The following is a 22,698-nucleotide window of genomic DNA, read 5'->3' as shown; positions in this document are numbered from 1 at the left end:
CGGCGACCGGGCAGGGGGCGGGCGGGACGGGTCGCGCGGGACCGGGTCAGGCCTACGGAAGACAGGCGTTCGCGGTCAGGCGTCCGGGGTCAGCTCGACCTGGATCTCGACCTCGACCGGGGCGTCCAGCGGGAGCACCGCCACGCCCACCGCGCTGCGGGCGTGGACGCCCTTGTCGCCGAGGACCGCGCCCAGCAGCTCGCTGGCGCCGTTGAGGACGCCCGGCTGCCCGGTGAAGTCGGAGGCCGAGGCCACGAAGCCGACGACCTTCACGACGCGCGCGATCCTGTCGAGGTCACCGGTGACGGACTTGACCGCGGCCAGCGCGTTCAGTGCACAGGTCGCGGCGAGCTCCTTGGCCTGCTCCGCCGAGACCTCCGCGCCGACCTTGCCGGTGACCGGCAGGCTGCCCTTGACCATCGGGAGCTGGCCCGCGGTGAACACGTAGGCACCCGAGCGCACGGCCGGCTGGTACGCGGCCAGCGGCGGGACGACCTCGGGCAGGGTCAGGCCGAGCTCGGCGAGCTTCGCCTCGACGACGCCGCTCATGCCTTCTCCCGCTTGAGGTAGGCCACGAGCTGCTCAGGGTTGTTCGGGCCGGGCACGACCTGGACGAGCTCCCAGCCGTCCTCGCCCCAGGTGTCCAGGATCTGCTTGGTGGCGTGGACCAGCAGCGGGACCGTCGCGTATTCGAACTTCTTGGTCATGGGGGCGAGGGTATCGCCTGCCGCGCAGGGGCACTGCGCGGCCCGGAAGGCGAGTGGTTAGGCTCAGACGCTGTGAGCAGGCTCCAGGTGGTCAGCGGCAAGGGCGGTACCGGCAAGACCACGGTCGCCGCAGCACTCGCGCTCGCCCTCGCGCGCGAGGGCAGACGGACGCTTCTGGTGGAGGTCGAGGGCAGGCAGGGGATCGCCCAGCTCTTCGGGACGGAGGCGCTCCCGTACGAAGAGCGGAAGATCGCGGTCGCCTCGGGCGGCGGCGAGGTCTTCGCGCTCGCCATCGACGCCGAACGGGCGCTGCTGGACTACCTCCAGATGTTCTACAAGCTCGGCTCGGCCGGCCGCGCCCTCAAGAAGCTCGGCGCGATCGACTTCGCGACGACCATCGCGCCCGGCCTGCGGGACGTGCTGCTGACCGGCAAGGCGTGCGAGGCGGTGCGGCGCACGGACAAGGCCGGCCGCCCCGTCTACGACCACGTGGTCATGGACGCGCCGCCGACCGGCCGGATCACCCGCTTCCTGAACGTCAACGACGAGGTGGCAGGCCTCGCCCGGTTCGGGCCGATCCACCACCAGGCGCAGGCCGTCATGAAGGTCCTGAAGTCCCCGCAGACCGCCGTCCACCTGGTGACGCTGCTGGAGGAGATGCCCGTCCAGGAGACCGCCGACGGGATCGAGGAGCTGCGCGCCGCCGGCCTGCCCGTGGGGCGGGTGGTCGTCAACATGGTCCGGCCGCACCACCTGGACGAAGAGGCCCTGCGCGCCGCGGCCGGCGAGCACCGCACCGAGGTCGCCAAGGCCCTGTCCCGGGCCGGACTCGGCGGCGCGCGCCGCGGCGGGCTGGCGGAGCGGCTGGTGGACCCGCTGCTCACGCAGGCCGCCGAGCACGCGAGCCGGGTGGAGCTGGAGCGCGCGCAGCGCACCGTACTGCGGGAGATGGACGTGCCGACGTACGAACTCCCCCTGCTCGGCGCGGGGATGGATCTGGCCGGGCTGTACGAGCTGGCCGCGGAGCTGCGGAAGCAGGCGGACGAGGTATGAGCGAGGCCACCGGCACCGGCGACACCACCGGGACCGACACCAGCACCGACGCCGGGACCAACACCGGCACCGGCACCGGCACCGGCATGGACGCCCCGCCGCGGCTGGCCGTGGACCGGCTGCTGGACGATCCCGGAACCCGGATCATCGTCTGCTGCGGCGCGGGCGGGGTCGGCAAGACCACTACGGCCGCGGCGCTCGGCGTACGGGCGGCCGAGCGCGGGCGCAAGGCGGTCGTGCTCACCATCGACCCGGCGCGCCGGCTCGCCCAGTCGATGGGGATCGACTCGCTGGACAACACCCCCCGCAAGGTCGCGGGGGTGTCCGGCGACGGTGAACTGCACGCCATGATGCTGGACATGAAGCGGACCTTCGACGAGATCGTCGAGGCGCACGCCGAAGGGGAGCGGGCCCAGGCGATCCTGGCCAACCCCTTCTACCAGTCGCTGTCGGCCGGCTTCGCGGGCACGCAGGAGTACATGGCGATGGAGAAGCTGGGCCAGCTGCGGGCCCGCGACGACTGGGACCTCATCGTCGTGGACACCCCGCCGAGCCGGTCCGCGCTGGACTTCCTCGATGCGCCGAAGCGGCTGGGGTCCTTCCTGGACGGGAAGTTCATCCGGGTGCTGATGGCTCCGGCGAAGGTGGGCGGCCGGGCGGGGATGAAGTTCCTGAACGTCGGCATGTCGCTGATGACCGGCACGCTCAGCAAGCTGATGGGGGCTTCGCTGCTGAAGGACGTGCAGACGTTCGTGGCGGCGATGGACACGATGTTCGGCGGTTTCCGCACCCGCGCGGACGCGACGTTCCGGCTGCTGCAGGCTCCGGGTACGGCGTTCCTCGTGGTCGCGGCGCCCGAGCCGGACGCGCTGCGCGAGGCGGCGTACTTCGTGGAGCGGCTGGCCGCGGAACGGATGCCGCTGGCCGGGCTCGTCCTGAACCGGGTGCACGCCAGTGGCGCAGAGCGGCTGTCCGCCGAGCGGGCGTTGGCCGCCGCAGAGAATCTTGAAGAGGGCGGCATTGTCGATCAGGAGTCCGGGAAAGCTGGACTTCGTGACTCGGCCGCCGAGGCCGCGAAGACTTCCCAGGACGGCTCCCCCAGCGCCGAAGGCCCGGGAACGGATGCCGACGTGGACGAGATCACGGCGGGGCTGCTGCGTCTGCACGCCGAGCGGATGCAGGTGATCACGCGCGAACAGCGCACGCGTGACCGCTTCACCTCGCTGCACCCCGAGGTGGCGGTGGCCGAGGTGGCCGCCCTGCCCGGCGATGTGCACGACCTCGCCGGGCTGCGGGCCATCGGAGAGCGACTCGCGGCCGGGGTGCCGGCCGGAGCTTAGGCGTTCGTACGCGGACCTCCGCTCGGCCGCTCGGTTGGACCGGCTCGCGGAGGTGTCCGTACGCGGGACCGCGCGGGTGGGTCTACCCGGCTGCCGCGTACGTCTCGTACGGAACGTCGATCTCCGCATCGACATCCACGGTGAGGATGCCCGTACTGCGCTCGTACTCTGTACGGGCGGTTTCGAGCAGCCGTCGCCACGAGGTGACGGTGGGACGTCGGCGCAGTAGTGCGCGACGCTCCCGCTCGGTCATTCCGCCCCATACTCCGAACTCGACACGATTGTCGAGCGCGTCGGCCAGGCACTCGGTCCGCACCGGACACCCGGTGCACACCGCCTTGGCCCTGTTCTGTGCCGCTCCTTGAACGAACAGTTCATCCGGATCGGTAGTGCGGCAGGCTGCCTGCGCACTCCAGTCGGTAACCCAGCCCATCACGGCGCCGTCCTCTCCCGAATCGAGGCTCCCCCACGGCGGCAAGCGGCATATTCACCGCTGCCAGTTGAGGACGTTACGGAAGGCGAGCACAGTGCAACACCCCCGACGGGCCCAATCTTGAATGGTCCGAACGGACTATGGGTAAGCGGCAGATCACCCGACGGAGTGATCCGGCGACATGCCCGACCATTCCGGCGATTCGGGTGGAATCGGCAGAGTGCGGGCGATGGGCCATCAGAGTGAAGGGCGAGATTCGGACATGCGTCCACCCCATTCGGGAAGGGTGAAAAACAAGCCGAGGGGTTGATGTCGCACCGCACTGCTGTGACAGTTGGGGACAGCTTAGGCCAAGGCATTCGCGTGTGTCCGGCGAATGAGAACGTAGGCTGCCCTCCATGGGAAAGAAGCGCTCGGGCGCCGGGCTCACGGGGCCGCAGCAGGCCGCCAAGTTCCTCGGGGTGTCCGTTCTCTCCGGAGTTGTGCTGGCCGGCATCGCGATCCCGGGCGCCGGCGCCCTGGGGCTCGCCGCGAAGGGGACGGTCGAGGGATTCGATGAGATCCCGGCCAACCTGAAGACGCCGCCGCTGAGCCAGCGCACGACGATTCTGGACGCCGAAGGTGGCTTGATCGCCACCGTCTATTCACGTGACCGGCAGGTGGTCCCGCTCACGGCCATCTCCCCGTACATGCAGAAGGCGATCGTCGCGATCGAGGACTCGCGTTTCTACGAGCACGGGGCGGTCGACCTCAAGGGCATCCTGCGCGCGGTCAACCGCAATGCCCAGGAGGGCGGCGCGGCCCAGGGCGCCTCGACGCTCACCCAGCAGTACGTGAAGAACGTCTTCGTCGAGGAGGCCGGCGACGACGAGACGAAGGTGCGCGAGGCCCAGGAGAAGAGCCTCGGGCGCAAGATCCGCGAGCTGAAGTACTCGATCCAGGTCGAGGAGGAGCTCGGGAAGAAGAAGATCCTGGAGAACTACCTCAACATCACGTACTTCGGCCAGCAGGCGTACGGGATCGAATCCGCCTCCCAGCGCTACTTCAGCAAGCCGGCGAAGGACCTGACCCTGGAGGAGTCGGCGCTGCTGGCGGGCGTGGTGCAGTCGCCCACCCGGTTCGACCCGGTGAACGACACCCAGGAGGCGATGAAGCGCCGCAACGTCGTCCTCCAGCGGATGGCCGACATCAAGGACATCTCGCAGGCGGAGGCGGACGAGGCGAAGAAGAAGCCCGTCCAGCTGAAGGTGACCCGGCCCAGGAACGGCTGCATCACCGCGGTCAAGGGCGCGGGCTTCTTCTGCGACTACGTGCGCAACACCTTCCTGACCGACCCGGTGTTCGGCAAGACGCGCGAGGAGCGGGCCAAGGTCTGGAACCAGGGCGGCCTGACGATCCGTACGACACTGGACCCGCAGTCGCAGGACTCGGTCAACGAGTCGATCAAGGACCACGTCAACCAGGACGACAAGGTCGCGACGGCCGTGACGCTGGTGCAGCCCGGCACCGGCCGGGTGCTCGGCATGGGCCAGTCCAAGCCCTACGGCTTCGGCAAGAACGAGACCCAGATCAACTTCTCCGTGGACAAGCGGATGGGCGGCTCGAACTTCGGCTTCCCGACGGGCTCGACCTTCAAGCCGTTCGTCGCCGCCGCGGCCATCGAGCGCGGGGTCTCGCCGGCCAAGACGTACCCGTCGCCGCACGACATGGAGTACCCCAGCCCGGTGCAGACCTGCGGTGACAAGCCATGGGTCAACACCACCAAGGACCGGGTGGAGAACGAGTCGGAGTCCGAGGTCGGCCCGTACGGCATGAGGGACGCGATGGCGAAGTCGGTCAACACGTACTTCGTGGAGATGATCACCGAGACCGGGCTCTGCCCGGTGACGGAGATGACCACGAAGCTCGGGGTGATCCCGGCCGACGGCACGAAGCTGCCCGAGGTCCCGGCCATCGCGCTCGGCACCGAGGGCATGTCGCCGCTGACCATGGCCAACGCCTACGCGACCTTCGCCAACCGCGGCGTCTACTGCACGCCGATCGCCATCGAGTCGATCACCGACACGCACGGCAAGGCCCTCGCGGTGCCGAAGTCCCAGTGCGACCGGGTGATGACGGAGAGGACGGCCGACACCATCAACATGCTGCTGCTCGGCGTGGTCGACTCCGGTACGGGTACCGCCGCGGGCCTGACCGACCGGCAGAACGCGGGCAAGACCGGCACCACCGACAGCCGCTACAACGCCTGGTTCGTCGGGTACACGCCGAACATGGCCGGCGCGACCTGGGTCGGCTCCGGTGGCGCCAAGCAGGTGTCGATGGAGAACATCACCATCGGCGGCCAGTTCTACGACAAGGTCTACGGCGGCGGGCTGCCCGGCCCGATCTGGAAGCAGGCGGTCTCGGGCGCGCTCGCGGGCCGGGATGCGCCCAACTTCGCCACGGTCGGCATCCCGGACGCGGGGGCACCGCCGGCCGGAGGCGGCCGCCCCACCCCGTCGAACCCGAACCCGAGCCGGCCGGGGAAGCCGGGGAAGCCCGGCCGTGACGGCAAGCCCGGCGGCCAGGCGGTCGGCGGAGCCACGGGCGGCGGTGCGACGGGCGGCCTCACGGGCGGCACCAACCCGTTCCCGGGGATCACCCTGGAGCCGGGCGTGATCGGCGGCCCGGAGGCTCCGTAGAACAAGAGAAGGGGGAGGGCCCGGCCGACGGCCGGGCCCTCCCCCTTTCTTACTGGCTTACGGGCTTCTTGCGGGCGGTCTAGGAGAGGCGCTTCTTCACGGCGGCGGCCACCCGGCCGCCCTCCGCGAGCCCCGCCACCTTCGGGTTCACGATCTTCATGACCGCACCCATGGCCCGGGGCCCCTCGGCACCCGCCGCACGGGCCTCCTCGACGGCCTGCGCGACGATCGCGTCGAGCTCCTCGTCGGTGAGCTGCTTGGGCAGGTAGGTGTCCAGGAACTCGCCCTCCGCCGTCTCGCGGGCGGCCTGCTCGGGACGACCACCCTGCGCGAAGGCCTCCGCGGCCTCACGGCGCTTCTTCGCCTCCTTGGCGATCACCTTGAGGACTTCCTCGTCGGAGAGCGTGCGCGCTTCCTTGCCCGCGACCTCCTCCTTGGTGATGGCGGCAAGGGTCAGTCGCAGCGTGGACGAGTGCAGCTCGTCGCGCGCCTTGATGGCGGTGGTGAGGTCTTCCTGGAGCTTGGCCTTGAGCGTGGTCATGGACCTGAGTCTGCCAGGTGCGGGGGCGGCGGCGCCCGCTGGTTTTCCGGGTCTGAGACGATGGGGCCATGCGTGCGCGTTACGGAGTACCCCTGAAGGTCACCGCCGGAATCGCGGCGGTGGGGGCCGCTGGTGTGGCCTATGCCGCCGGTTTCGAGGCGCGGTCGTTCCGGCTGCGCCGAATCACGGTGCCGGTGCTGCCTCCCGGGATGCGCCCGCTGCGCATACTGCAGGTCTCCGACATCCACATGGTCGGCGGCCAGCGCAAGAAGCGCGCCTGGCTGCAGTCCCTGGCGGGCCTGCGCCCCGACTTCGTCGTGAACACCGGCGACAACCTCTCCGACACGGAGGGCGTCCCGGAGGTGCTCGACGCCCTCGGCCCGCTGATGTCCTTCCCCGGCGTGTACGTCTTCGGCTCGAACGACTACTACGGCCCGCGGCTGCGCAACCCCGGGCGCTACCTGATCGAGAAGGTCCAGGGCCGGCACGGGTTGAACGGCAACAAGCCGGTCGTCGGCGCCGTCCACAACCCGTGGGAGGAGATGCGGGACGCCTTCGACGCGGCCGGCTGGGTCAACCTCACCAACACGCGGGGGCGACTGAAGCTGGACGGCATGGAGCTGGCCTTCACCGGCCTGGACGACCCGCACATCAAGCGCGACCGCTACGAGCGGGTGGCCGGCGGGCCGGAGGCGGACGCCGACTTCTCGATCGCCGTGGTGCACGCCCCGTACCTGCGGGTCCTGGAGGCCTTCACGGCGGACCGCTACCCGCTGATCCTGGCCGGGCACACGCACGGCGGCCAGCTGTGCATCCCCTTCTACGGGGCGCTCGTCACCAACTGCGACCTGGACACGAAGCGGGTGAAGGGCCTCTCGACGCACGAGGCCGCCGGCCACCGCTCGTACCTCCACGTCTCGGCGGGCTGCGGCACCAACCGCTACACCCCGGTCCGCTTCGCCTGCCCCCCGGAGGCCACGCTCCTCACCCTGGTCCCGAAGCCGTAGCACCCCTCACGACGCCCGGCCCCGTCCCCCCGCGAAAACCGGATTTCGTCTCCGGCCAAGGGTCCGCTAAAGTAATCGATGTCGCCAGGACAGCAAACGCTGCAAGGCGGCGATCGGGGTGTAGCGCAGCTTGGCAGCGCGCTTCGTTCGGGACGAAGAGGTCGTGGGTTCAAATCCCGCCACCCCGACAGAGAAACACCAGCTCAGGGCCGGTCTCCTTCCGAGGAGACCGGCCCTGACTGCTTCTGCCAGGACTTTCGGGAGAATCTTGGGAGAAATCTCCGCCGAAACGGTTCCCCGCGCTCCCCTAGCCGCCCTCCCTCAGCAGGGCGTCCAAAACCGTCACGGGCGACCCTGGCGACATCCGCCGGCGAGCCGCGAGCGCCTCCTCCCACATGCCGGTCAGACCGGCAAGGAGCTCCCGCCGCATCTCCGGCGTGATGTGGGAGTAGCGGGGGGTGTCGATGGTCCGGTACGAGTCGTCCTTGGGGGACAGCGGCGCATCTCCCCCGAGTCCAACTCGTAGAGCTGGTGCTCGACTCGCACAGCAGCCGGGCGCACGAACTTGGTCTCCAGCCCGACGATCTCTCCCCTCGCATGCCGTTGTAGCCCTTGAGCAGGACCGCGACGAACTCGTCGTCCCTCCCGGACAGCAGGGCGGCCCGCTCGGCAATCAGCAGAACCCGAGAGTGGACGTCACCGCCTTCTCCGGGCCGCGGCTCCGGGACCGGCCGGCCCGTCTGCCGTGCCCTCTGCGGCGAGTTGCCGGGGTCGAGTCCCGCAACTCCTCGTCAACCGCATCGGCGAGGATCAGGTGCAGGGTGCCACGCCGGGTCTTGATGCTGCTGGCGGACCGCATCAGTTGTCCTGGTCTTTGTCCAGTTCACCGACAATCGCTGTGGTTCACCGCCGGACGCCGACCAGGTGGGAGCACCCGCGAACGTCTCTGGACGGGGCTGCGGACTGGAAAGCATGCGCGGGGACCTGGCGGCTCAAGGGACCGGTCAGCACCACTTCGACCCGGCCGACGCCATCAACGCCGACTAGCCGGATGAAGAGAAATGAGCGGATAAAGGACACATCCCCCGGTAACGTTCCGTACGCATATTCACACCCAGCGTAAGGAGCATCTCGTGCAACCCAAGCATGGAGCCGTCGGCTCTCCCCCCTCCCGAGCCCAGCTCTACCTGGAGAGCTGGCAGGCCAACGGCCTGGAGGCCGGCAAGTTCTTCCCGGCGAACCAGGCGGGCCTGCGCGATCCCTTCGCCCCGGACGACGTGGTCAACGCCCAACCGCCGGCGGACGGGCAGATCGCCAGCGCCGGAAAGGACTTCGCCGCTTCCCTGGACGAGGTCGGCACCGACTGGAAGAAGCACCCGGTCACCTCAGGCGAGAACCTGGAACTCACCTGGGGTTTCCACGCGCCCCACAAGACCCGCCGCTTCAACTACTTCCTCACCAAGAACGGCTGGGACCCTACCCAGCCCCTGTCCCGAGCCCAATTCGACAGGGAGCCCTTCCACAGCGTCCAGCTCAGCGGACAGCCCTACTGGTCAGCCGATGACCTCGTCCCCAGCGAGCCCACCACCCACACCATGCGCCTGCCCCAGCGCGGCGCCGGGCACCAGGTCCTGCTCGCAGTATGGGAGGTCGCCGACACCGGACACGCCTTCTACCAGGTCATCGACCTCCAGTACACGTAGGACCACCGCGCCCCGGGCGCGACCGGGTGCCGGCCCTGCCACAACGGCAGGGCCGGCACACACCGCTCGTCGGCCACAAACGGCCGGTGGTCCCACTTCGATGACAACCGGTCCAACTTCGGTCACAGGACAGCCGCGTGTTCTGGGTAAGGAACACGACCGGTTCGAGCAGCTGGCGGGGACGTACAGCTCAGGCGCACCCACTGATGCGGTCGATCCTCGGACAGTGGCGCCGCGTACTCCCGGTGAGCTGACAGAACGAGCCCGGGGCGGAAAGCTTTCATGACCCCGTCGTGCGACCACGCATGAGTAAGCCACAGGGCTCCGGGCCGCCTCAAGGGACATGGGCGCTGGAAGAATCCTGGGAGAAAATCTTGTGAGGAAGGCTCTTGGGAGCCTCCCGGAGCCGACGCTAACGACGCTCTGACCTGCACATTCCTTGAAAATGGCGTGCGGGCCTAAGACTCGAACCTCATTCGGGACGAAGAGGTCGTGGGTTCACATCCCGCCACCCCGACTGTGTCCCGGCGGTCGCGCCGGGACGATACGGAGGGATCGGCCCGAACCGGCCGTGCCCGCGGCCCCTCAGCCGCTCACGAGGCAGAACTCGTTGCCCTCCGGGTCGCGCATGGCCTGGAAGGAGCCCTGGTCGTCGGTGACCGCGGCGCCCACCCGGGCGGCGCCCAGGGCCACCGCCTCCTCGGTGGCCGCCGCGAGGTCGTCGACGGCGAGGTCCAGGTGGAGCCGGTTCTTCCCCGCCCTGTCCTCGGGAACCGGCTGGAAGGCGAGCCGGGCCACCCCCGGCAGGTCGACGTGCGACCAGCCCCGGGCCCGGTCGACGGGCTCACCGCCCAGCAGCCGGGCCCAGAACCGCACCAGGGCCCGCGGCTCCCGGCAGTCGACGACGATCTGCTGCAGACGCACACGCATGCAGGCACCCTAAGCCGCACCCGGGTGTCCTCGCCCCAGGCGTCAGTCCATGTGCTGGGCCAGTGAGCCGAGTTCGGCGCCGGCCAGGGCGAGGAAGGCCGCGCTGCCGGCCCCGGCCTCCACCCCGCGCTCGGCCGCCACCGTCCGCAGGTGGTCGAGCACCGCCCCGACCGTCGGGAAGGGGCCGACCGGGCGCAGCAACCACAGCCGGCCCGGCGGCCGGGGCGGCAACCCGAGGGCGGCGAGCACCTCCTCGGCCTCCCGGTCGAGCTCGTGGACGTCCGGCTCCGGGAGCGGGGCGCACTCCACGCCGGTGATGTGGCCGTGGCCGTCGAGGCGGGTCTCCACCGCCCAGTGGGTCGAGCGGTCCGGGACCCAGGTGCGGTGCTCCGGGGGCCAGACGTACGGGAGGAACACCCAGAGCAGGTCCTCGGGCGCGGGCTCCCAGCCGAGCACCTCCAGCTCCCGCACCTCGGGCAGCCGGTCCGGCTCCTGCTCGCTGCGCCCGGCCCGGAGCCGGGCCAGCGGATGCGGTGTCCCGGCCTCGTCCCAGTCCCAGTCCCACGGCATACGGGCAGGCTATCTCCGCCACCCCGCGGGACGGACCTTTGACGAGCCTTCGACGGGACTTCGACGGCCCGGGCCTAGAGCCGGACGCCGCCGCGGTGGTCCAGGGGGTTGGCCGCGATGCGGGTCGCGGCGCCGCCCGCCACGTACGAGGCCGCCGCGCACTCGGGCTTGCGGACCGCCTGGTCCTCGACCAGGGCGAGGAAGGCCGCGCCGAAGCCGGCCCGGGGGTACGCCTCCAGCAGGGCGGCGGTGAAAGCCGGATCGAAATCGGCCACCCGCAGGCCCGACACGTCGGCGCTGGTACCGACCTGGAGGAGGTGGCTCTCGACGTCCTCGGCCACCGTGACGTCGTCCCGCATGTGCAGCACGATCACCTCCTCGGCCCGGGCCCGCCGGTCCGCCGGCCAGCCCAGCCCCGCCGTCAGCACGCGCGCCACATGGCCGCCCGCCTCCTCGAAGGGCAGCGTGTGGCTGTCGAACGGCGCCGTCAGCCCCAGGTCGTGCAGCAGCGCGCTGACGTACAACAGGTCCTCGTCGTACGCGAGCCCGTGCCGGGCCGCGTACTCGGCGGCGAAGGCGTACGAGCGGACGGAGTGGTTCAGCAGCGCCTCGTCCGCGTACTCGGAGGCGATCTCCAGGGCCGTCCGGCCCGCCGCAGTGTCCCGGGTCCAGTTCCCACGTGTCGTCATGGGAGCGCAGCCTACGGGCGGTTGAAGTCCACCTCGGAGGGGGCCTCCCCCGGCCAGGACAGGAGGGTCGGGGCCGGCGGGGTCTCGGCGAGTACGGTGCCGTGCGAGACGACGTAGCGGGGCCGGACCTGGCGGCGGATCGCCTCCTGCGGCGAGGCCGCGGGCAGCAGCACGAAGGAGGCGGGCGCGCCCGGCGTGATGCCGTACTCCGCGTCCGACAGGCCGAGCACCCGCGCCGCCCGGTCGGTCACCATCGAGAAGGCCACCGGGATCTCGTCCGCGCCGGTGAGCTGGGCGGCGTACAGCCCGACGAGGGCGGTCTGCAGCGGGTTGGCGGTGCCCAGCGCGTTCCACGGATCCATCACGTCGTCGTGCCCGAAGGCCACGTTGACCCCCGCGGCCAGCATCTCCTTGACCTGGGTGAGGCCGCGCCGCCGCGGATAGGCGTCGAAGCGGCCCTGGAGGTTGAGATTGGCGAACGGGTTGGAGACCAGGCTGATTCCCGACCGTGCCAGCAGGCGCTGGAGTTTGAAGCTGTACGCACCGCCGTAGGAGCCCATCGCCGTCGTGTGCGAGGCGGTGGCCCGCTCCCGCAGGCCCGAGCGCAGGGCGAGCGTGGCCAGCACCTCCACGAAGCGGGACTGCTCGTCGTCGATCTCGTCGCAGTGCGCGTCCACGCGCAGCCCGTGCTCCTCGGCCACCGCGAAGGCGATGCCCAGGGAGGCGACCCCGTCCTCCCGGGTGTCCTCGAAGTGCGGGATCGCGCCCACCACGTCCGCACCGCGGGCGACCGCCTCGCGCAGCAGGACCTCGCCGCCGGGGAAGGACACGATGCCCTCCTGCGGGAAGGCCACGATCTGGAGGTGCATGGCGTCGCGCACGCGGTCGCGCACCTCCAGCAGCGCGTCCAGCGCGGTCAGCGAGGGGTCGGTGACGTCGCAGTGCGTCCGCACGTGCAGCACCCCCTGCGCCGCCTGCCAGCGCAGCACCTCCGTGGCCCGCGCGATCACGTCCTCGCGCGTCAGGGTCCGCTTGCGCTCGCTCCAGCAGGCGATGCCCTCCCAGAGCGTCCCGGAGGCGTTCGGACGCGGCTCGCCCGCCGTCAGGGCCGTGTCCAGGTGGATGTGGGGCTCGACGAAGGGGGCGGTGAGCAGGGCGCCGTGCGCCTCGATGAGCGTGCCGGTCGCCGACGGTTCCTTCTGGTCGTCGTACGGGACCACCCGCGCGATCCGGCCGTCCTCGGCGACCTCGACGTCGAAGAGCCCTCCGGCCCCACCGGCCCCTCCCACCCCGCCGGGGTCATCGGTGCCTTTGGTGCCGTCGGTTCCGTCGGTGTGCAGCAGCCGGGCGCCCCGGACGATCATCCGCATGCCGGCCACCCTACGGCCGGGGCCGCAGGGTGGGCGGGCGACTCAGCCGCGCTTGGCCTGAGCCTTCTGCTGCATTCCCCGCGTCTTCGCGGAGAGCGTCTGCGCGTCCCGGGCCGCGGCCTTGGCGCGCGCCTCGGCCGCCGTGTTCTTCGCGCGCTCGTGCTCACGCTCGGCGGCCTGCGACGTACCGCTGCGAGCCTTCTTGGCCATGATCGGGCCTCCTCGGGGCGCTCCGGAGGGCGTACGCCCTCCACTGTCCCCCCGTTCACCCGACACGGCATCCGGAGCGAGCGGGCGATCCGGGGCGGGGCTCACCCCGGGGGCGGGACGACGCGCGCGGGGGCGGCGCCCCCACGGGGGTGCCGCCCCCGCAGGGGGACGCGTCAGCCGCGCCCGCCCTTCATGCGCTGCTCGCGCATCCGGTCTTCCTTCAAGGCCATCACCTGGGCCTCGCGGACGTCCTCGACCAGCTGTGTCGACTTCTGCGGGGACCGGGACTCCGCAGAGCCGCGGTTCTCCTGCGTCGGCTCCTTGCGCTTCTTCACCATGATCACTCCTCACGGGAAAACAGCAGGCTGGGTCCCGGCCCACGCTGCCCCCTCCCGCTGCCGGGGACCATCCGACAGCGCCGATCGGGTTACATGGGGGTATGACTGACAACACGGCCGTGCCCGACTGGGAGAAGCGCTTCCGCGCCCCGCGCGTCGGGCTGCCCGACTGGGCCGAGGACGCCCCGGACCGCTGCCTCTTCGTCTCGAACGCGACGGGGACGTACGAGCTCTACGCCTGGGACCGCGCCACCGGCTCGCAGCGGCAGGCCACCGACCGTCCCAACGGCACCACCGACGGCACCCTCTCCCCCGACGGCGAGTGGATCTGGTGGTTCTCCGACACCGACGGCGACGAGTTCGGCGTGTGGGTGCGCCAGCCGTTCGCGGGCGGCCCCGACGAGCCGGCCACCCCCGGCCTCGACCCCTCCTACCCGGCGGGCCTGGCCCTCGGCCGGGACGGCACGGCCGTCGTCGGCCGGTCCACCGACGAGGAGGGCACGACCATCCACGTCGTGCGGCCGGACGGCACGCTGCCCTCGGTCGTCTACCGGCACCGCGAATCGGCGGGCGTCGGTGACCTGTCCCGCGACGGGACCCTGATCGCCGTCGAGCACACCGAGCACGGCGACGCCATGCACGCGGCGCTGCGGGTGCTCACCCTCGACGGCAGCACCGTCGCCGAGCTCGACGACTCCCGCGGCGGCACCGTGGAGCTGGGCCTGGAGGTGCTCGGTTTCGCGCCGGTCGCCGGCGACACCCGGCTGCTGGTCGGCCACCAGCGGCGCGGCCGCTGGGAGCCGATGGTGTGGGACGTGGCCACCGGCGCCCAGGAGGACCTGGCGGTCGACCTGCCCGGCGACGTGGCCGCCGAGTGGTATCCCGACGGCTCCGCGCTGCTCATCGAGCACAGCTTCGAGGCGCGCAGCGAGCTCTGGCGCTACGACCTCGCCGCGCAGGAGCTCGTACGCGTGGACACGCCGCCCGGGACGGTGTCGGGTGCGACGGCACGGCCCGACGGGACGGTGGAGTACCAGTGGTCCTCGGCGGCCGAGCCCTCGGCCGTACGGTCGACCGCGGGCGGGATCGTCCTCGAACCCCCGGGCTTCCGGGCGCCCGGCTCGGTGCCGGTGGAAGACGCCTGGGTGGAGGGCCCCGGCGGGCGGATCCACGCGCTCGCGCAGCGGCCCGCGGGCCACGGCGAGGGCCCCTTCCCGACGATCTTCGAGCTCCACGGCGGGCCCACCTGGCACGACAGCGACGCGTTCGCCGCGACCCCGGCGGCCTGGCTCGACCACGGTTTCGCGGTCGTCCGGGTCAACTACCGGGGCTCGACGGGATACGGCCGGGAGTGGACGGACGCCCTCAAGCACCGCGTCGGCCTGATCGAGCTGGAGGACATCGCGGCGGTCCGGGAGTGGGCGGTGGCCTCCGGGCTCGCCGACCCGGCCCGGCTGGTGCTCTCGGGCGGCTCCTGGGGCGGCTACCTGGCGCTGCTGGGCCTCGGCACCCAGCCGGACGCCTGGGCCGTGGGCCTGGCCGCCGTACCGGTCGCCGACTACGTCACCGCGTACCACGACGAGATGGAGGCGCTGAAGTCCCTGGACCGCACCCTTTTCGGCGGCACGCCGGAGGAGGTCCCGGACCGCTTCGAGGCCTCCTCGCCGCTCACGTACGTGGACGCGGTGAAGGCTCCCGTCCACATCGCGGCGGGCGTCAACGACCCCCGCTGCCCGATACGGCAGATCGACAACTACGTCGAGAGGCTGGCGGCCCGCGGCGCGGTGCACGAGGTGTACCGCTACGACGCGGGGCACGGCTCGCTCGTGGTGGAGGAGCGGATCAAGCAGGTCCGGATGGAGCTGGAGTTCGTCCGCAAGCACCTTCCGGAACGCCTTCCCGTCTGATCCGGAACGCCTCACCGCCCGGCCCGGCACGCCTTCGTGCCCGGGCCCGGTACGCCTTCGCGCCCGACCCGGCCCCGGTGATCCGGTGCACCCCCCGTACCGTGGTGGGGTGCACCGGTTTCTCCTGACCCCGCGCTGGTGGGGGATCAACGTCTTCGTCGCGCTCGCCGTTCCCGTCTGCCTCTTCATGGGCACCTGGCAGCTCGGCCGCTTCGAGGACCGCGTCGCCACCCACCGGGAGGCGGCCTCGCAGCACCCCGACCGGCCGGCCGAGCCGCTGGAGTCGCTGCTCCCGGTGGACAAGACGACCTCCGGGCGGCTCGCCTCCGCCTCCGGCGAGTACGCCGACCAGCTGCTGGTACCGGACCGGCAGCTGGACGGGAAGTCCGGCTTCTACGTCCTGACCCTGCTGAAGACCGACTCGGGCAAGGCCGTCCCGGTGGTCCGGGGCTGGCTGCCGGGCCGGGCGGACCCGGCGAAGGCGCCCGCCGCGCCGACCGGAAGGGTCGAGGTCACCGGCGCCCTCCAGGCCTCGGAGAGCGCCACCACCAAAGGAGTGCACGCCGAGGGCGGCCTGCCGGCCGGGCAGCTCGGGGTCATCGGGGCGGCCTCGCTGGTCAACCTCGTGCCGTACGGGCTGTACGACGCCTGGCTGACGGTGCAGAGCCCGGCGGACGGGCTGACGCCCGTGCCCGCGCAGGCGCCGAGCAACACCGGGCTCGACCTGAAGGCCTTCCAGAACCTCGGCTACACCGGCGAGTGGTTCGTCTTCATCGGCTTCCTGCTGTTCATGTGGTTCCGGCTGTACCGCCGCGAGGTGGAGACCCTGCGCGACGCCGAGGCCGGGCTGCTGCCCGAGCCGCAGCCCCAGCCGCAGCCGCAGCCGCAGGAGCCTGCGGAGCCGGCCGCGCCCGCTGCGGCCGCGCCCGCTGCGGCCGCGGCCGCTCCGGCACCGCCTACGGCGTCGGCTTCGGCCCCTCCAGCGGAATGACGCCCGTCCGGTAGACCGTGCCCCCGCAGGCCGCCGGGATGGTGGTCTGCGTGACCGGCGCGCCGGGCACCGCCGTGTTCGGGGTGTGGGACACCGCCACCCCGGTGGGCTCCGGCGCCGTGCCGCCCGTCTGCGGATCGCTGTGCCGGGTGGCCTCGTCCCCCGCCGCCCGTCCGGTGCTCTGCGCGGAGCCGCCCGACGGGGGCTCGCCGATCGGGGGTGGGGTGGCCGCCGGGCAGGACTGCGCCGAGGGCACCCATGCGAAGCGGACCTCGTAGGCCGTGTACGGCTGGAGCAGCAGCTGCGGTGTCTCCGCCGACGGATCGGGCAGCCCCGCCGCGGGGTCCCCGGCCGTGTGGCCGACCACGGTGACCCCGGAGCTCTTCCCGGGCGCCGAGGGCGTCACCGAAGCCGCGGTCACCGTGTCCGGGCCGAGGACCGCGCAGCCCCGCGTGGAGACGTTGGTGACCTTGAAGCTGCCGTACACCGTGCCGTCGGGCTCCGGTGCGCCCGCGCTGCCCTGCACCCCGAGCTGCTCCCCGCTGCATCCCGGCACGCCCGGCACCGCCACCGGGGGCAGCGGGCCGGTGCCCAGGCCGGCGGAGGCGCCGGCCGAGGGAGCGGCCGAGGCGCCGCCCGACGGGGATCCGCCCGCGCGGGAGTCCGGCCGGTCGCCGGAACCGCCGGCGGCCGGGTCCTTCCCTGCGCTCGGGCTGGACTCCGGCGCGGCGCCCGCGCCGTTCTGGTGGGGGTCCGAGCCGGAACCGCCCACGGCCGTGCCGGGCTCCTCGTGGCCGGCCATCGCCGAGTGCTCGCCGGTGTCGCCCTCCGCGCCCGTGGGGTGCAGGTGCAGGGCCGCCGGGACCGCCGCCCCGGCCAGCAGGACGCCCACGGCCGCACCGACCAGGGCCCGCCGCTTGCGGGTCCTGCGCACGGGTACGGCGTACCGCAGCCGCTCCAGCGCGTCCTCGGCGGGCTCCAGGCCCTCGACGGCCCCGCGCAGCAGGCTGCGCAGTGCCTGCTCCTCGCTCTGCCCGCCCGGCGGCATGTGGTCGTCCGTCATGACTGCGCAGCCTCCATCGCCACCCGCAGCGCGGCAATGCCCCGCGATCCGTACGCCTTCACCGAGCCGAGCGAGACGCCGAGCGTCTCGGCGACCTGGGCCTCGGTCATGTCCGCGAAGTACCGCAGCACCAGCACCTCGCGCTGGCGCCGCTGCAGTCCGCGCATCGCCTTGATGAGATCGTCCCGTTCCAGCTGGTCGTAGGCGCCTTCCTCGGCGCTGGCCATGTCCGGCATCGGCTTCGACAGCAGCTTGAGGCCGAGGATGCGCCGGCGCAGGGCCGAGCGCGAGAGGTTGACGACGGTCTGGCGCAGGTACGCCAGGGTCTTCTCGCGGTCGCGGACCCGGTTGCGGGCCGAGTGCACGCGGATGAACGCCTCCTGGACCACGTCCTCGCAGGAGGCGGTGTCGTCGAGGAGCAGCGCGGCCAGGCCGAGCAGGGAGCGGTAGTGGGCCTGGTAGGTCTCGGTGAGGTGGTCGACGGTGGTGCCGGCGACGACGACGGGCTCGGCTGCCGCGGCCGCGCCCTCCGCCTCCGCGCCATCACGCGGCGCGGGCACGCGGCCGCCCCGGGTCGGCAGGACGGTCGGTGCGGCCGGCTGCACGGGCGGCACCACCGGCGGGACGGGAACGATCACCGGGCGGCCGCCGGGCACCGGGAGACGCCGACGCGGCGCAGCGGGCACGCTGCGGGCCGGAACGACGGCGAAGTCGAGAAGTGCCTCTGCCACGCCAGTTGGACACGCGTCCCCCCACCAGGGTTGTACGCGCGAGGCAGCCTCACCAGCAAAATCCCTCTTGCCCTCATGCGTACCCGCTCTTCCTGATTGCCCCGCCCGTCCAGGCGGCAGTCAGGCCATCACCTTGATCAAGGGATCAGCACTGATCCTACAAAGTGAAATACGCGAATTCACCAGCGATCAGTTCCGCGGTCTGCAGGGCGTTCAGTGCGGCCCCGTGCCGCAGATTGTCGGCGCACACGAAGAACTCCAGGGAGTGCGGATCGTCCAGGGAGGCCCGCATCCGCCCGACCCAGGCCGGATCCGTGCCCGCCGCGTCCACGGGGGTGGGGAACTCCCCCGCCGCCGGGTCGTCCGCGAGGACCACGCCGGGCGCGGCCTCCAGGATCTCCCGCGCACGGCCCGCGTCCACCTCGGACTCGAACCGGGCCCGTACGGTCAGCGAATGCCCGGTCAGCACCGGTACCCGTACGCAGGTCACCGCCACCGGGAGCGCCTGCAGCTCCAGGATCCGGCGCGTCTGGGACCGTACGGCCAGCTCCTGCGAGGACCAGCCGTCCTCGCGCAGCTCCCCGGACCACGGCACCACGTTCAGGGCGAGGGGGGCCGCGAAGGGACCGGTGTCCTCGCCCACGGCCCGCCGTACGTCCCCGGTCTGCTCTCCCAGTGCGGTGCCCGCGACCAGCGCGGTCTGGCGGCGCAGCGCCTCCGTTCCCGAGCGGCCGCCGGCACTGGCGGCCTCGTACGAGGAGACGGTCAGGTCGACCAGCTCGTACGCGGCGTGCAGCGCGCCCAGAGCCGCGATCATCGCGGCGGTCACGCAGTCGGGGCCCGCGACGATGCCGCGCGGCCGCATCCGGGCGGCCTTCCCGTTGACCTCGGGCACCACCAGCGGCACTTCGGGGTCCTCCCGGAAGGCCGCGGAGCGGTCGACGACGACGGCCCCGCGGGCCGTCACGGCGGGCGCCCACCGGGCCGACACCTCGGCCGGGGTCAGGAAGACCGCCACATCGCCGCCGCCGAGGCCGTCGAAGGCGTCCTCGGTGAGGGCGAGCACCTCGACCTCCTCCCCGCGCACGGCCAGCCTGCGGCCGGCCGAGCGCGCGGAGGCGATCAGGCGTATGCCGCCCCAGACGTCCGCGCGCTGGGACAGCATCTGGAGCAGGACCGAACCGACTGCTCCGGTCGCCCCGACCACGGCGAGCGCCGGAGCCGGGGTCGACCGGGTCGCGGTCATCGTCCGGTGCCTCCGTAGACGACGGCTTCGTCGCTGTCGGAGTCCAGCCCGAAGGCCGTGTGCACGGCGCGGACGGCCTCGTTGACGTCGTCCTGGCGCGTCACCACCGAGATGCGGATCTCGGAGGTCGAGATCAGCTCGATGTTGACGCCCGCGTCGGACAGCGCCTGGAAGAAGGAGGCGGTGACGCCCGGGTTCGTCTTCATGCCGGCGCCGACCAGGGAGATCTTGCCGATCTGGTCGTCGTAGCGCAGGGAGTCGAAGCCGATGGCGCCCTTCGCCTTCTCCAGGGCGTCGATGGCCTTGTGGCCCTCCGCCTTGGGGAGCGTGAAGGAGATGTCCGTGAGCCCGGTGGAGGCCGCGGACACGTTCTGCACGATCATGTCGATGTTGATCTCGGCGTCCGCGATGGCGCGGAAGATCGCCGCGGCCTCGCCCGGCTTGTCCGGGACGCCGACGACCGTGATCTTGGCTTCGGAGACGTCGTGGGCGACTCCGGAGATGATGGCGTGCTCCACCTGCTCGTCCCCTTGCGACTCGGGCTTTTCGTTGCTGACCCAGGTGCCCGGCAGTCCCGAGAAGGACGAGCGGACGTGGATCGGGATGTTGTATCGGCGTGCGTACTCGACGCAGCGGTGCAGCAGCACCTTGGAGCCGGAGGCGGCGAGTTCGAGCATGTCCTCCGAGGAGATCCAGTCGATCTTCCGCGCCTTCTTCACGACGCGGGGGTCCGCGGTGAAGACGCCGTCCACGTCGGTGTAGATCTCGCACACCTCGGCGTCGAGCGCGGCGGCCAGCGCCACGGCCGTCGTGTCGGAACCACCGCGCCCGAGGGTGGTGATGTCCTTGCTGTCCGCGGACACGCCCTGGAAGCCGGCGACGATGGCGATGTTGCCCTCGTCCAGCGCGGTGCGGATCCGGCCCGGCGTGACATCGATGATGCGCGCCTTGTTGTGGACCGAGTCGGTGATGACGCCTGCCTGGCTGCCGGTGAACGACTGGGCCTCGTGGCCCAGGTTTTTGATCGCCATGGCCAGCAGGGCCATGGAGATACGCTCTCCGGCGGTCAGCAGCATGTCGAATTCGCGCCCGGCAGGCATCGGGGATACCTGCTCGGCGAGATCGATCAGCTCGTCCGTCGTGTCGCCCATCGCGGAAACCACGACGACCACCTGGTGGCCGTTCTTCTTGGCGTCCACGATCCGCTTGGCGACGCGCTTGATGCCTTCGGCATCGGCTACGGAGGAGCCTCCGTACTTCTGCACGACAAGGCCCACGTGCGCTCCTCGCTCAGTCCGTCTCATTGCTGGTGCAGTCTAACGAGCGGCCGCGATCCGACCGTTCCGTACCGCATGATGAGACGTTCGGAACGAAGCCGGAGTTCCCTATTTCCCCGGCAGACCCAGCCGTGCGCCGATTTCCTCGGCCATCACCCGTCCGGCCTGTTCGGCGAGGTCGTCCTCGGCCAGGTCCTCGTCGGTGTCCAGACCGTCCAGGGCCTCCAGCGGCTGGTCCAGCCGGACGTGGGCGACCAGGGACTGCAGGGCGCGCAGGGTGGCCGAGGCGGTCGGGCCCCAGTTGGTGAAGTACGAGAACTGCCACCACCACAGGGCCTCGGTGGTCCGGCCGGCCCGGTAGTGCGCCAGGCCGTGCCTCAGGTCCGCCACCACGTCGGCGAGGTCGTCGGAGATCCGGTGCGCGACCGGCGCCTTGCGCGGCTCGTAGGGGTCGAAGACCTCGGAGTACACGTCGACCGGTTCCAGCAGGTACGCGAACCGCTCGCGCAGCTCGTCCACGTCCGGCTCCGGGCCGAGGTCGGGCTCGTAGCGCTCGTCGGGCAGGACGTCCTGGTACGCGCCCAGCCGGCCGCCCGCCAGCAGGAGCTGGGAGACCTCCAGGAGGAGGAAGGGCACCGCGCTGTCCGGGTCCTCGCCCTTGGCCACCTCGGTGACCGCGACGATGAAGGACTCGATCTGGTCCGAGATCTGGACCGCGAAATCGTCCGGATCCTGAGCCAGGGCGTGCAGCGTTGCGTCAGACATCGAGAAGTCGCCTTCCTTCAAAGGCCCGCCCGAGCGTGACCTCGTCCGCGTACTCCAGATCTCCCCCGACGGGGAGCCCGCTGGCCAGGCGGGTGACCTTCAGGCCCATGGGCTTGATCATGCGAGCGAGGTACGTGGCGGTCGCCTCCCCCTCCAGGTTCGGGTCGGTGGCGAGGATCAGCTCGGTCACCTCACCGTCGGCGAGCCGCGCCAGCAGCTCGCGGATACGCAGGTCGTCCGGGCCGACGCCCTCGATCGGGCTGATCGCACCGCCCAGGACGTGGTACCTGCCGCGGAACTCGCGGGTCCGCTCGATCGCGACGACGTCCTTCGGTTCCTCGACCACGCAGATGACGGCGAGGTCGCGGCGCGGGTCGCGGCAGATGCCGCACCGCTCCTCCTGCGCCACGTTTCCGCACACGGCGCAGAACCGGACCTTGTCCTTGACCTCCAGCAGGGCGTGCGCCAGCCGCCGGACGTCGGTGGGCTCGGCCTGCAGGACGTGGAAGGCGATCCGCTGCGCGCTCTTGGGCCCGACGCCGGGCAGCCTGCCCAGTTCGTCGATCAGGTCCTGGACCACGCCTTCGTACAACGGACTGCCTTCTTTCGGTGTTCAGTGTTCGGGGTCGGTGCGGGTCGGGAAGGTCGGGCTAGAACGGCAGGCCGGGGATACCGCTCCCGCCGCCCAGCCCCTGGGCCAGCGGCCCCAGCTTCTCCTGCTGGAGCGCCTGGGCGTTCTCCGTCGCCGCCTGGACCGCCGCGACGACCAGGTCCGCGAGGGTCTCGGTGTCCTCGGGGTCCACGGCCTTCGGGTCGATCACCAGGGCGCGCAGCTCGCCGGCACCGGTGACGGTCGCCTGGACCAGGCCGCCGCCGGACTGGCCCTGGACCTCGGCACGCGCCAGCTCCTCCTGGGCCGCCGCGAGATCCTGCTGCATCTTCTGGGCCTGCTGGAGCAGCTGCTGCATGTTGGGCTGACCACCACCGGGAATCACAGGTCACTCACTCCGTACATCGGGACGCTCGGTCAATCCGAGCCTACGTGAGCCCCGGGCGGCGCGCCCTACGCCGAGAGGACCAACTCTTTCGAGTGAGAGAACGGACATGCGCGTACCTGATGGAGAGCTCCTTGCGGGCGGAAATCCG

General features: G+C 71.6%; 25 protein-coding genes, 1 tRNA gene and 1 pseudogene. 9 read left to right on the top strand and 18 right to left on the bottom strand.

Going from position 1 to position 22,698, the window contains the following annotated elements; genetic code table 11:
- Positions 1–75 precede the first annotated feature (75 nt).
- Both AC0666_RS08990 and AC0666_RS08985 read right to left on the bottom strand, forming a co-directional pair.
- Positions 76–549 carry a RidA family protein gene (locus tag AC0666_RS08990; RefSeq protein ID WP_356846519.1) on the bottom strand — a complete coding sequence of 158 codons (474 nt, stop codon included), beginning with the start codon at positions 547–549 and terminating at the stop codon, positions 76–78.
- Positions 546–707, bottom strand: coding sequence for a Sp36 family protein (locus tag AC0666_RS08985; RefSeq protein WP_007264966.1), 162 nt, complete (start codon positions 705–707; stop codon positions 546–548). Before AC0666_RS08985 ends, AC0666_RS08990 begins: the two co-directional genes overlap by 4 nt.
- Before the next feature lie 72 nt (positions 708–779).
- On the opposite strand from AC0666_RS08985, the gene bagA reads away from it, so the two are divergent.
- Together bagA and bagB are read left to right on the top strand one after the other, a co-directional pair.
- A complete protein-coding gene (bagA, locus tag AC0666_RS08980; RefSeq protein WP_361711875.1) occupies positions 780–1,760 on the top strand; it encodes an ATPase BagA in 981 nt (326 codons plus the stop codon).
- Positions 1,761–1,846: 86 nt separating this feature from the next.
- On the top strand, positions 1,847–3,100 hold the full coding sequence (gene bagB / locus AC0666_RS08975; protein WP_478707363.1) for an ATPase BagB: 1,254 nt from the start codon (positions 1,847–1,849) through the stop codon (positions 3,098–3,100).
- Positions 3,101–3,182: 82 nt separating this feature from the next.
- Here the strand turns inward: bagB and AC0666_RS08970 are convergent, their stop codons facing one another.
- Positions 3,183–3,533, bottom strand: a complete 351-nt coding sequence (locus tag AC0666_RS08970) for a WhiB family transcriptional regulator (RefSeq protein ID WP_030299276.1) — start codon at positions 3,531–3,533, stop codon at positions 3,183–3,185.
- A gap of 398 nt (positions 3,534–3,931) precedes the next feature.
- Here AC0666_RS08970 and AC0666_RS08965 point away from each other — a divergent pair, with 398 nt between their 5' ends.
- Entirely contained in the window at positions 3,932–6,214 is a 2,283-nt protein-coding gene (locus AC0666_RS08965; RefSeq protein WP_478707326.1) for a transglycosylase domain-containing protein, read from the top strand.
- A 79-nt stretch (positions 6,215–6,293) separates the two neighbouring features.
- On the opposite strand, the gene AC0666_RS08960 is transcribed toward AC0666_RS08965, so the two are convergent.
- Positions 6,294–6,755, bottom strand: coding sequence for a GatB/YqeY domain-containing protein (locus AC0666_RS08960; protein WP_361711871.1), 462 nt, complete (start codon positions 6,753–6,755; stop codon positions 6,294–6,296).
- A 68-nt stretch (positions 6,756–6,823) separates the two neighbouring features.
- Here AC0666_RS08960 and AC0666_RS08955 point away from each other — a divergent pair, with 68 nt between their 5' ends.
- Together AC0666_RS08955 and AC0666_RS08950 are read left to right on the top strand one after the other, a co-directional pair.
- Entirely contained in the window at positions 6,824–7,762 is a 939-nt protein-coding gene (locus AC0666_RS08955; protein WP_361711869.1) for a metallophosphoesterase, read from the top strand.
- Positions 7,763–7,876: 114 nt separating this feature from the next.
- A tRNA-Pro gene (locus AC0666_RS08950) sits at positions 7,877–7,950 on the top strand.
- A gap of 269 nt (positions 7,951–8,219) precedes the next feature.
- Here the strand turns inward: AC0666_RS08950 and AC0666_RS08945 are convergent.
- Positions 8,220–8,615, bottom strand: a pseudogene (locus AC0666_RS08945) (site-specific integrase); the annotation flags it as partial.
- 280 nt (positions 8,616–8,895) lie between these two features.
- On the opposite strand from AC0666_RS08945, the gene AC0666_RS08940 reads away from it, so the two are divergent.
- Both AC0666_RS08940 and AC0666_RS08935 read left to right on the top strand, forming a co-directional pair.
- Complete coding sequence (locus tag AC0666_RS08940) at positions 8,896–9,465, top strand: lytic polysaccharide monooxygenase auxiliary activity family 9 protein (protein ID WP_478707325.1); 570 nt, start codon at positions 8,896–8,898, stop codon at positions 9,463–9,465.
- A 100-nt stretch (positions 9,466–9,565) separates the two neighbouring features.
- Positions 9,566–9,751: a DUF6009 family protein gene (locus AC0666_RS08935; protein WP_468965631.1), complete on the top strand. Its 186-nt coding sequence runs from the start codon at positions 9,566–9,568 to the stop codon at positions 9,749–9,751.
- Positions 9,752–10,050: 299 nt separating this feature from the next.
- Here AC0666_RS08935 and AC0666_RS08930 read toward each other — a convergent pair whose 3' ends face one another.
- The 6 genes from AC0666_RS08930 to AC0666_RS08905 form a co-directional block, all read right to left on the bottom strand.
- On the bottom strand, positions 10,051–10,395 hold the full coding sequence (locus tag AC0666_RS08930; RefSeq protein ID WP_468965633.1) for a VOC family protein: 345 nt from the start codon (positions 10,393–10,395) through the stop codon (positions 10,051–10,053).
- A 42-nt stretch (positions 10,396–10,437) separates the two neighbouring features.
- A complete protein-coding gene (locus AC0666_RS08925; RefSeq protein ID WP_468965636.1) occupies positions 10,438–10,965 on the bottom strand; it encodes a DUF5956 family protein in 528 nt (175 codons plus the stop codon).
- 74 nt (positions 10,966–11,039) lie between these two features.
- The gene (locus tag AC0666_RS08920; RefSeq protein ID WP_478707324.1) at positions 11,040–11,654 is read right to left on the bottom strand and encodes an HD domain-containing protein; all 615 of its coding nucleotides are present in this window, start codon (positions 11,652–11,654) and stop codon (positions 11,040–11,042) included.
- Positions 11,655–11,665: 11 nt separating this feature from the next.
- The gene (codA, locus tag AC0666_RS08915; protein WP_478707323.1) at positions 11,666–13,024 is read right to left on the bottom strand and encodes a cytosine deaminase; all 1,359 of its coding nucleotides are present in this window, start codon (positions 13,022–13,024) and stop codon (positions 11,666–11,668) included.
- 42 nt (positions 13,025–13,066) lie between these two features.
- On the bottom strand, positions 13,067–13,234 hold the full coding sequence (locus tag AC0666_RS08910; protein WP_356846504.1) for a hypothetical protein: 168 nt from the start codon (positions 13,232–13,234) through the stop codon (positions 13,067–13,069).
- 173 nt (positions 13,235–13,407) lie between these two features.
- Positions 13,408–13,572: a hypothetical protein gene (locus AC0666_RS08905; RefSeq protein ID WP_468965644.1), complete on the bottom strand. Its 165-nt coding sequence runs from the start codon at positions 13,570–13,572 to the stop codon at positions 13,408–13,410.
- A gap of 101 nt (positions 13,573–13,673) precedes the next feature.
- On the opposite strand from AC0666_RS08905, the gene AC0666_RS08900 reads away from it, so the two are divergent.
- Complete coding sequence (locus AC0666_RS08900; protein ID WP_468965646.1) at positions 13,674–15,479, top strand: S9 family peptidase; 1,806 nt, start codon at positions 13,674–13,676, stop codon at positions 15,477–15,479.
- Positions 15,480–15,588: 109 nt separating this feature from the next.
- Positions 15,589–16,470 carry an SURF1 family protein gene (locus tag AC0666_RS08895; RefSeq protein WP_468965649.1) on the top strand — a complete coding sequence of 294 codons (882 nt, stop codon included), beginning with the start codon at positions 15,589–15,591 and terminating at the stop codon, positions 16,468–16,470.
- Here AC0666_RS08895 and AC0666_RS08890 read toward each other — a convergent pair.
- The 7 genes from AC0666_RS08890 to AC0666_RS08860 form a co-directional block, all read right to left on the bottom strand.
- Complete coding sequence (locus tag AC0666_RS08890; RefSeq protein WP_478707322.1) at positions 16,436–17,533, bottom strand: hypothetical protein; 1,098 nt, start codon at positions 17,531–17,533, stop codon at positions 16,436–16,438. The genes AC0666_RS08895 and AC0666_RS08890 overlap by 35 nt on opposite strands.
- Positions 17,530–18,264: a SigE family RNA polymerase sigma factor gene (locus AC0666_RS08885; RefSeq protein ID WP_361711846.1), complete on the bottom strand. Its 735-nt coding sequence runs from the start codon at positions 18,262–18,264 to the stop codon at positions 17,530–17,532. The genes AC0666_RS08890 and AC0666_RS08885 overlap by 4 nt, the downstream gene beginning before the upstream one ends.
- A gap of 157 nt (positions 18,265–18,421) precedes the next feature.
- The gene (locus AC0666_RS08880; RefSeq protein ID WP_468965654.1) at positions 18,422–19,510 is read right to left on the bottom strand and encodes an aspartate-semialdehyde dehydrogenase; all 1,089 of its coding nucleotides are present in this window, start codon (positions 19,508–19,510) and stop codon (positions 18,422–18,424) included.
- Complete coding sequence (locus tag AC0666_RS08875; protein ID WP_356846495.1) at positions 19,507–20,787, bottom strand: aspartate kinase; 1,281 nt, start codon at positions 20,785–20,787, stop codon at positions 19,507–19,509. The genes AC0666_RS08880 and AC0666_RS08875 overlap by 4 nt, the downstream gene beginning before the upstream one ends.
- 108 nt (positions 20,788–20,895) lie before the next feature.
- Positions 20,896–21,552 (bottom strand): DUF5063 domain-containing protein, encoded by a 657-nt coding sequence (locus tag AC0666_RS08870; RefSeq protein WP_468583981.1) that lies wholly within the window; start codon positions 21,550–21,552, stop codon positions 20,896–20,898.
- Positions 21,545–22,144, bottom strand: coding sequence for a recombination mediator RecR (recR, locus tag AC0666_RS08865; protein ID WP_468965657.1), 600 nt, complete (start codon positions 22,142–22,144; stop codon positions 21,545–21,547). Before recR ends, AC0666_RS08870 begins: the two co-directional genes overlap by 8 nt.
- A 58-nt stretch (positions 22,145–22,202) precedes the next feature.
- The gene (locus tag AC0666_RS08860; RefSeq protein ID WP_361711838.1) at positions 22,203–22,547 is read right to left on the bottom strand and encodes a YbaB/EbfC family nucleoid-associated protein; all 345 of its coding nucleotides are present in this window, start codon (positions 22,545–22,547) and stop codon (positions 22,203–22,205) included.
- Positions 22,548–22,698: the final 151 nt, after the last annotated feature.

It is taken from the genome of Streptomyces sp. NPDC043680 (assembly GCF_056436685.1).
This window is presented reverse-complemented; position numbering and strand designations above follow the sequence as displayed.

Coding starts and splice junctions, on each gene's coding strand:
- codA (WP_478707323.1), bottom strand. CDS start 13,024: ATGCGGATGATCGTCCGGGGCGCCCGGCTGCTGCACACCGACGGAACC.
- AC0666_RS08970 (WP_030299276.1), bottom strand. CDS start 3,533: ATGGGCTGGGTTACCGACTGGAGTGCGCAGGCAGCCTGCCGCACTACC.
- AC0666_RS08990 (WP_356846519.1), bottom strand. CDS start 549: ATGAGCGGCGTCGTCGAGGCGAAGCTCGCCGAGCTCGGCCTGACCCTG.
- AC0666_RS08890 (WP_478707322.1), bottom strand. CDS start 17,533: ATGACGGACGACCACATGCCGCCGGGCGGGCAGAGCGAGGAGCAGGCA.
- AC0666_RS08925 (WP_468965636.1), bottom strand. CDS start 10,965: ATGCCGTGGGACTGGGACTGGGACGAGGCCGGGACACCGCATCCGCTG.
- bagB (WP_478707363.1), top strand. CDS start 1,847: ATGGACGCCCCGCCGCGGCTGGCCGTGGACCGGCTGCTGGACGATCCC.
- AC0666_RS08960 (WP_361711871.1), bottom strand. CDS start 6,755: ATGACCACGCTCAAGGCCAAGCTCCAGGAAGACCTCACCACCGCCATC.
- AC0666_RS08955 (WP_361711869.1), top strand. CDS start 6,824: ATGCGTGCGCGTTACGGAGTACCCCTGAAGGTCACCGCCGGAATCGCG.
- AC0666_RS08985 (WP_007264966.1), bottom strand. CDS start 707: ATGACCAAGAAGTTCGAATACGCGACGGTCCCGCTGCTGGTCCACGCC.
- AC0666_RS08905 (WP_468965644.1), bottom strand. CDS start 13,572: ATGGTGAAGAAGCGCAAGGAGCCGACGCAGGAGAACCGCGGCTCTGCG.
- AC0666_RS08965 (WP_478707326.1), top strand. CDS start 3,932: ATGGGAAAGAAGCGCTCGGGCGCCGGGCTCACGGGGCCGCAGCAGGCC.
- AC0666_RS08870 (WP_468583981.1), bottom strand. CDS start 21,552: ATGTCTGACGCAACGCTGCACGCCCTGGCTCAGGATCCGGACGATTTC.
- AC0666_RS08935 (WP_468965631.1), top strand. CDS start 9,566: ATGACAACCGGTCCAACTTCGGTCACAGGACAGCCGCGTGTTCTGGGT.
- AC0666_RS08880 (WP_468965654.1), bottom strand. CDS start 19,510: ATGACCGCGACCCGGTCGACCCCGGCTCCGGCGCTCGCCGTGGTCGGG.
- AC0666_RS08930 (WP_468965633.1), bottom strand. CDS start 10,395: ATGCGTGTGCGTCTGCAGCAGATCGTCGTCGACTGCCGGGAGCCGCGG.
- AC0666_RS08920 (WP_478707324.1), bottom strand. CDS start 11,654: ATGACGACACGTGGGAACTGGACCCGGGACACTGCGGCGGGCCGGACG.
- AC0666_RS08900 (WP_468965646.1), top strand. CDS start 13,674: ATGACTGACAACACGGCCGTGCCCGACTGGGAGAAGCGCTTCCGCGCC.
- AC0666_RS08910 (WP_356846504.1), bottom strand. CDS start 13,234: ATGGCCAAGAAGGCTCGCAGCGGTACGTCGCAGGCCGCCGAGCGTGAG.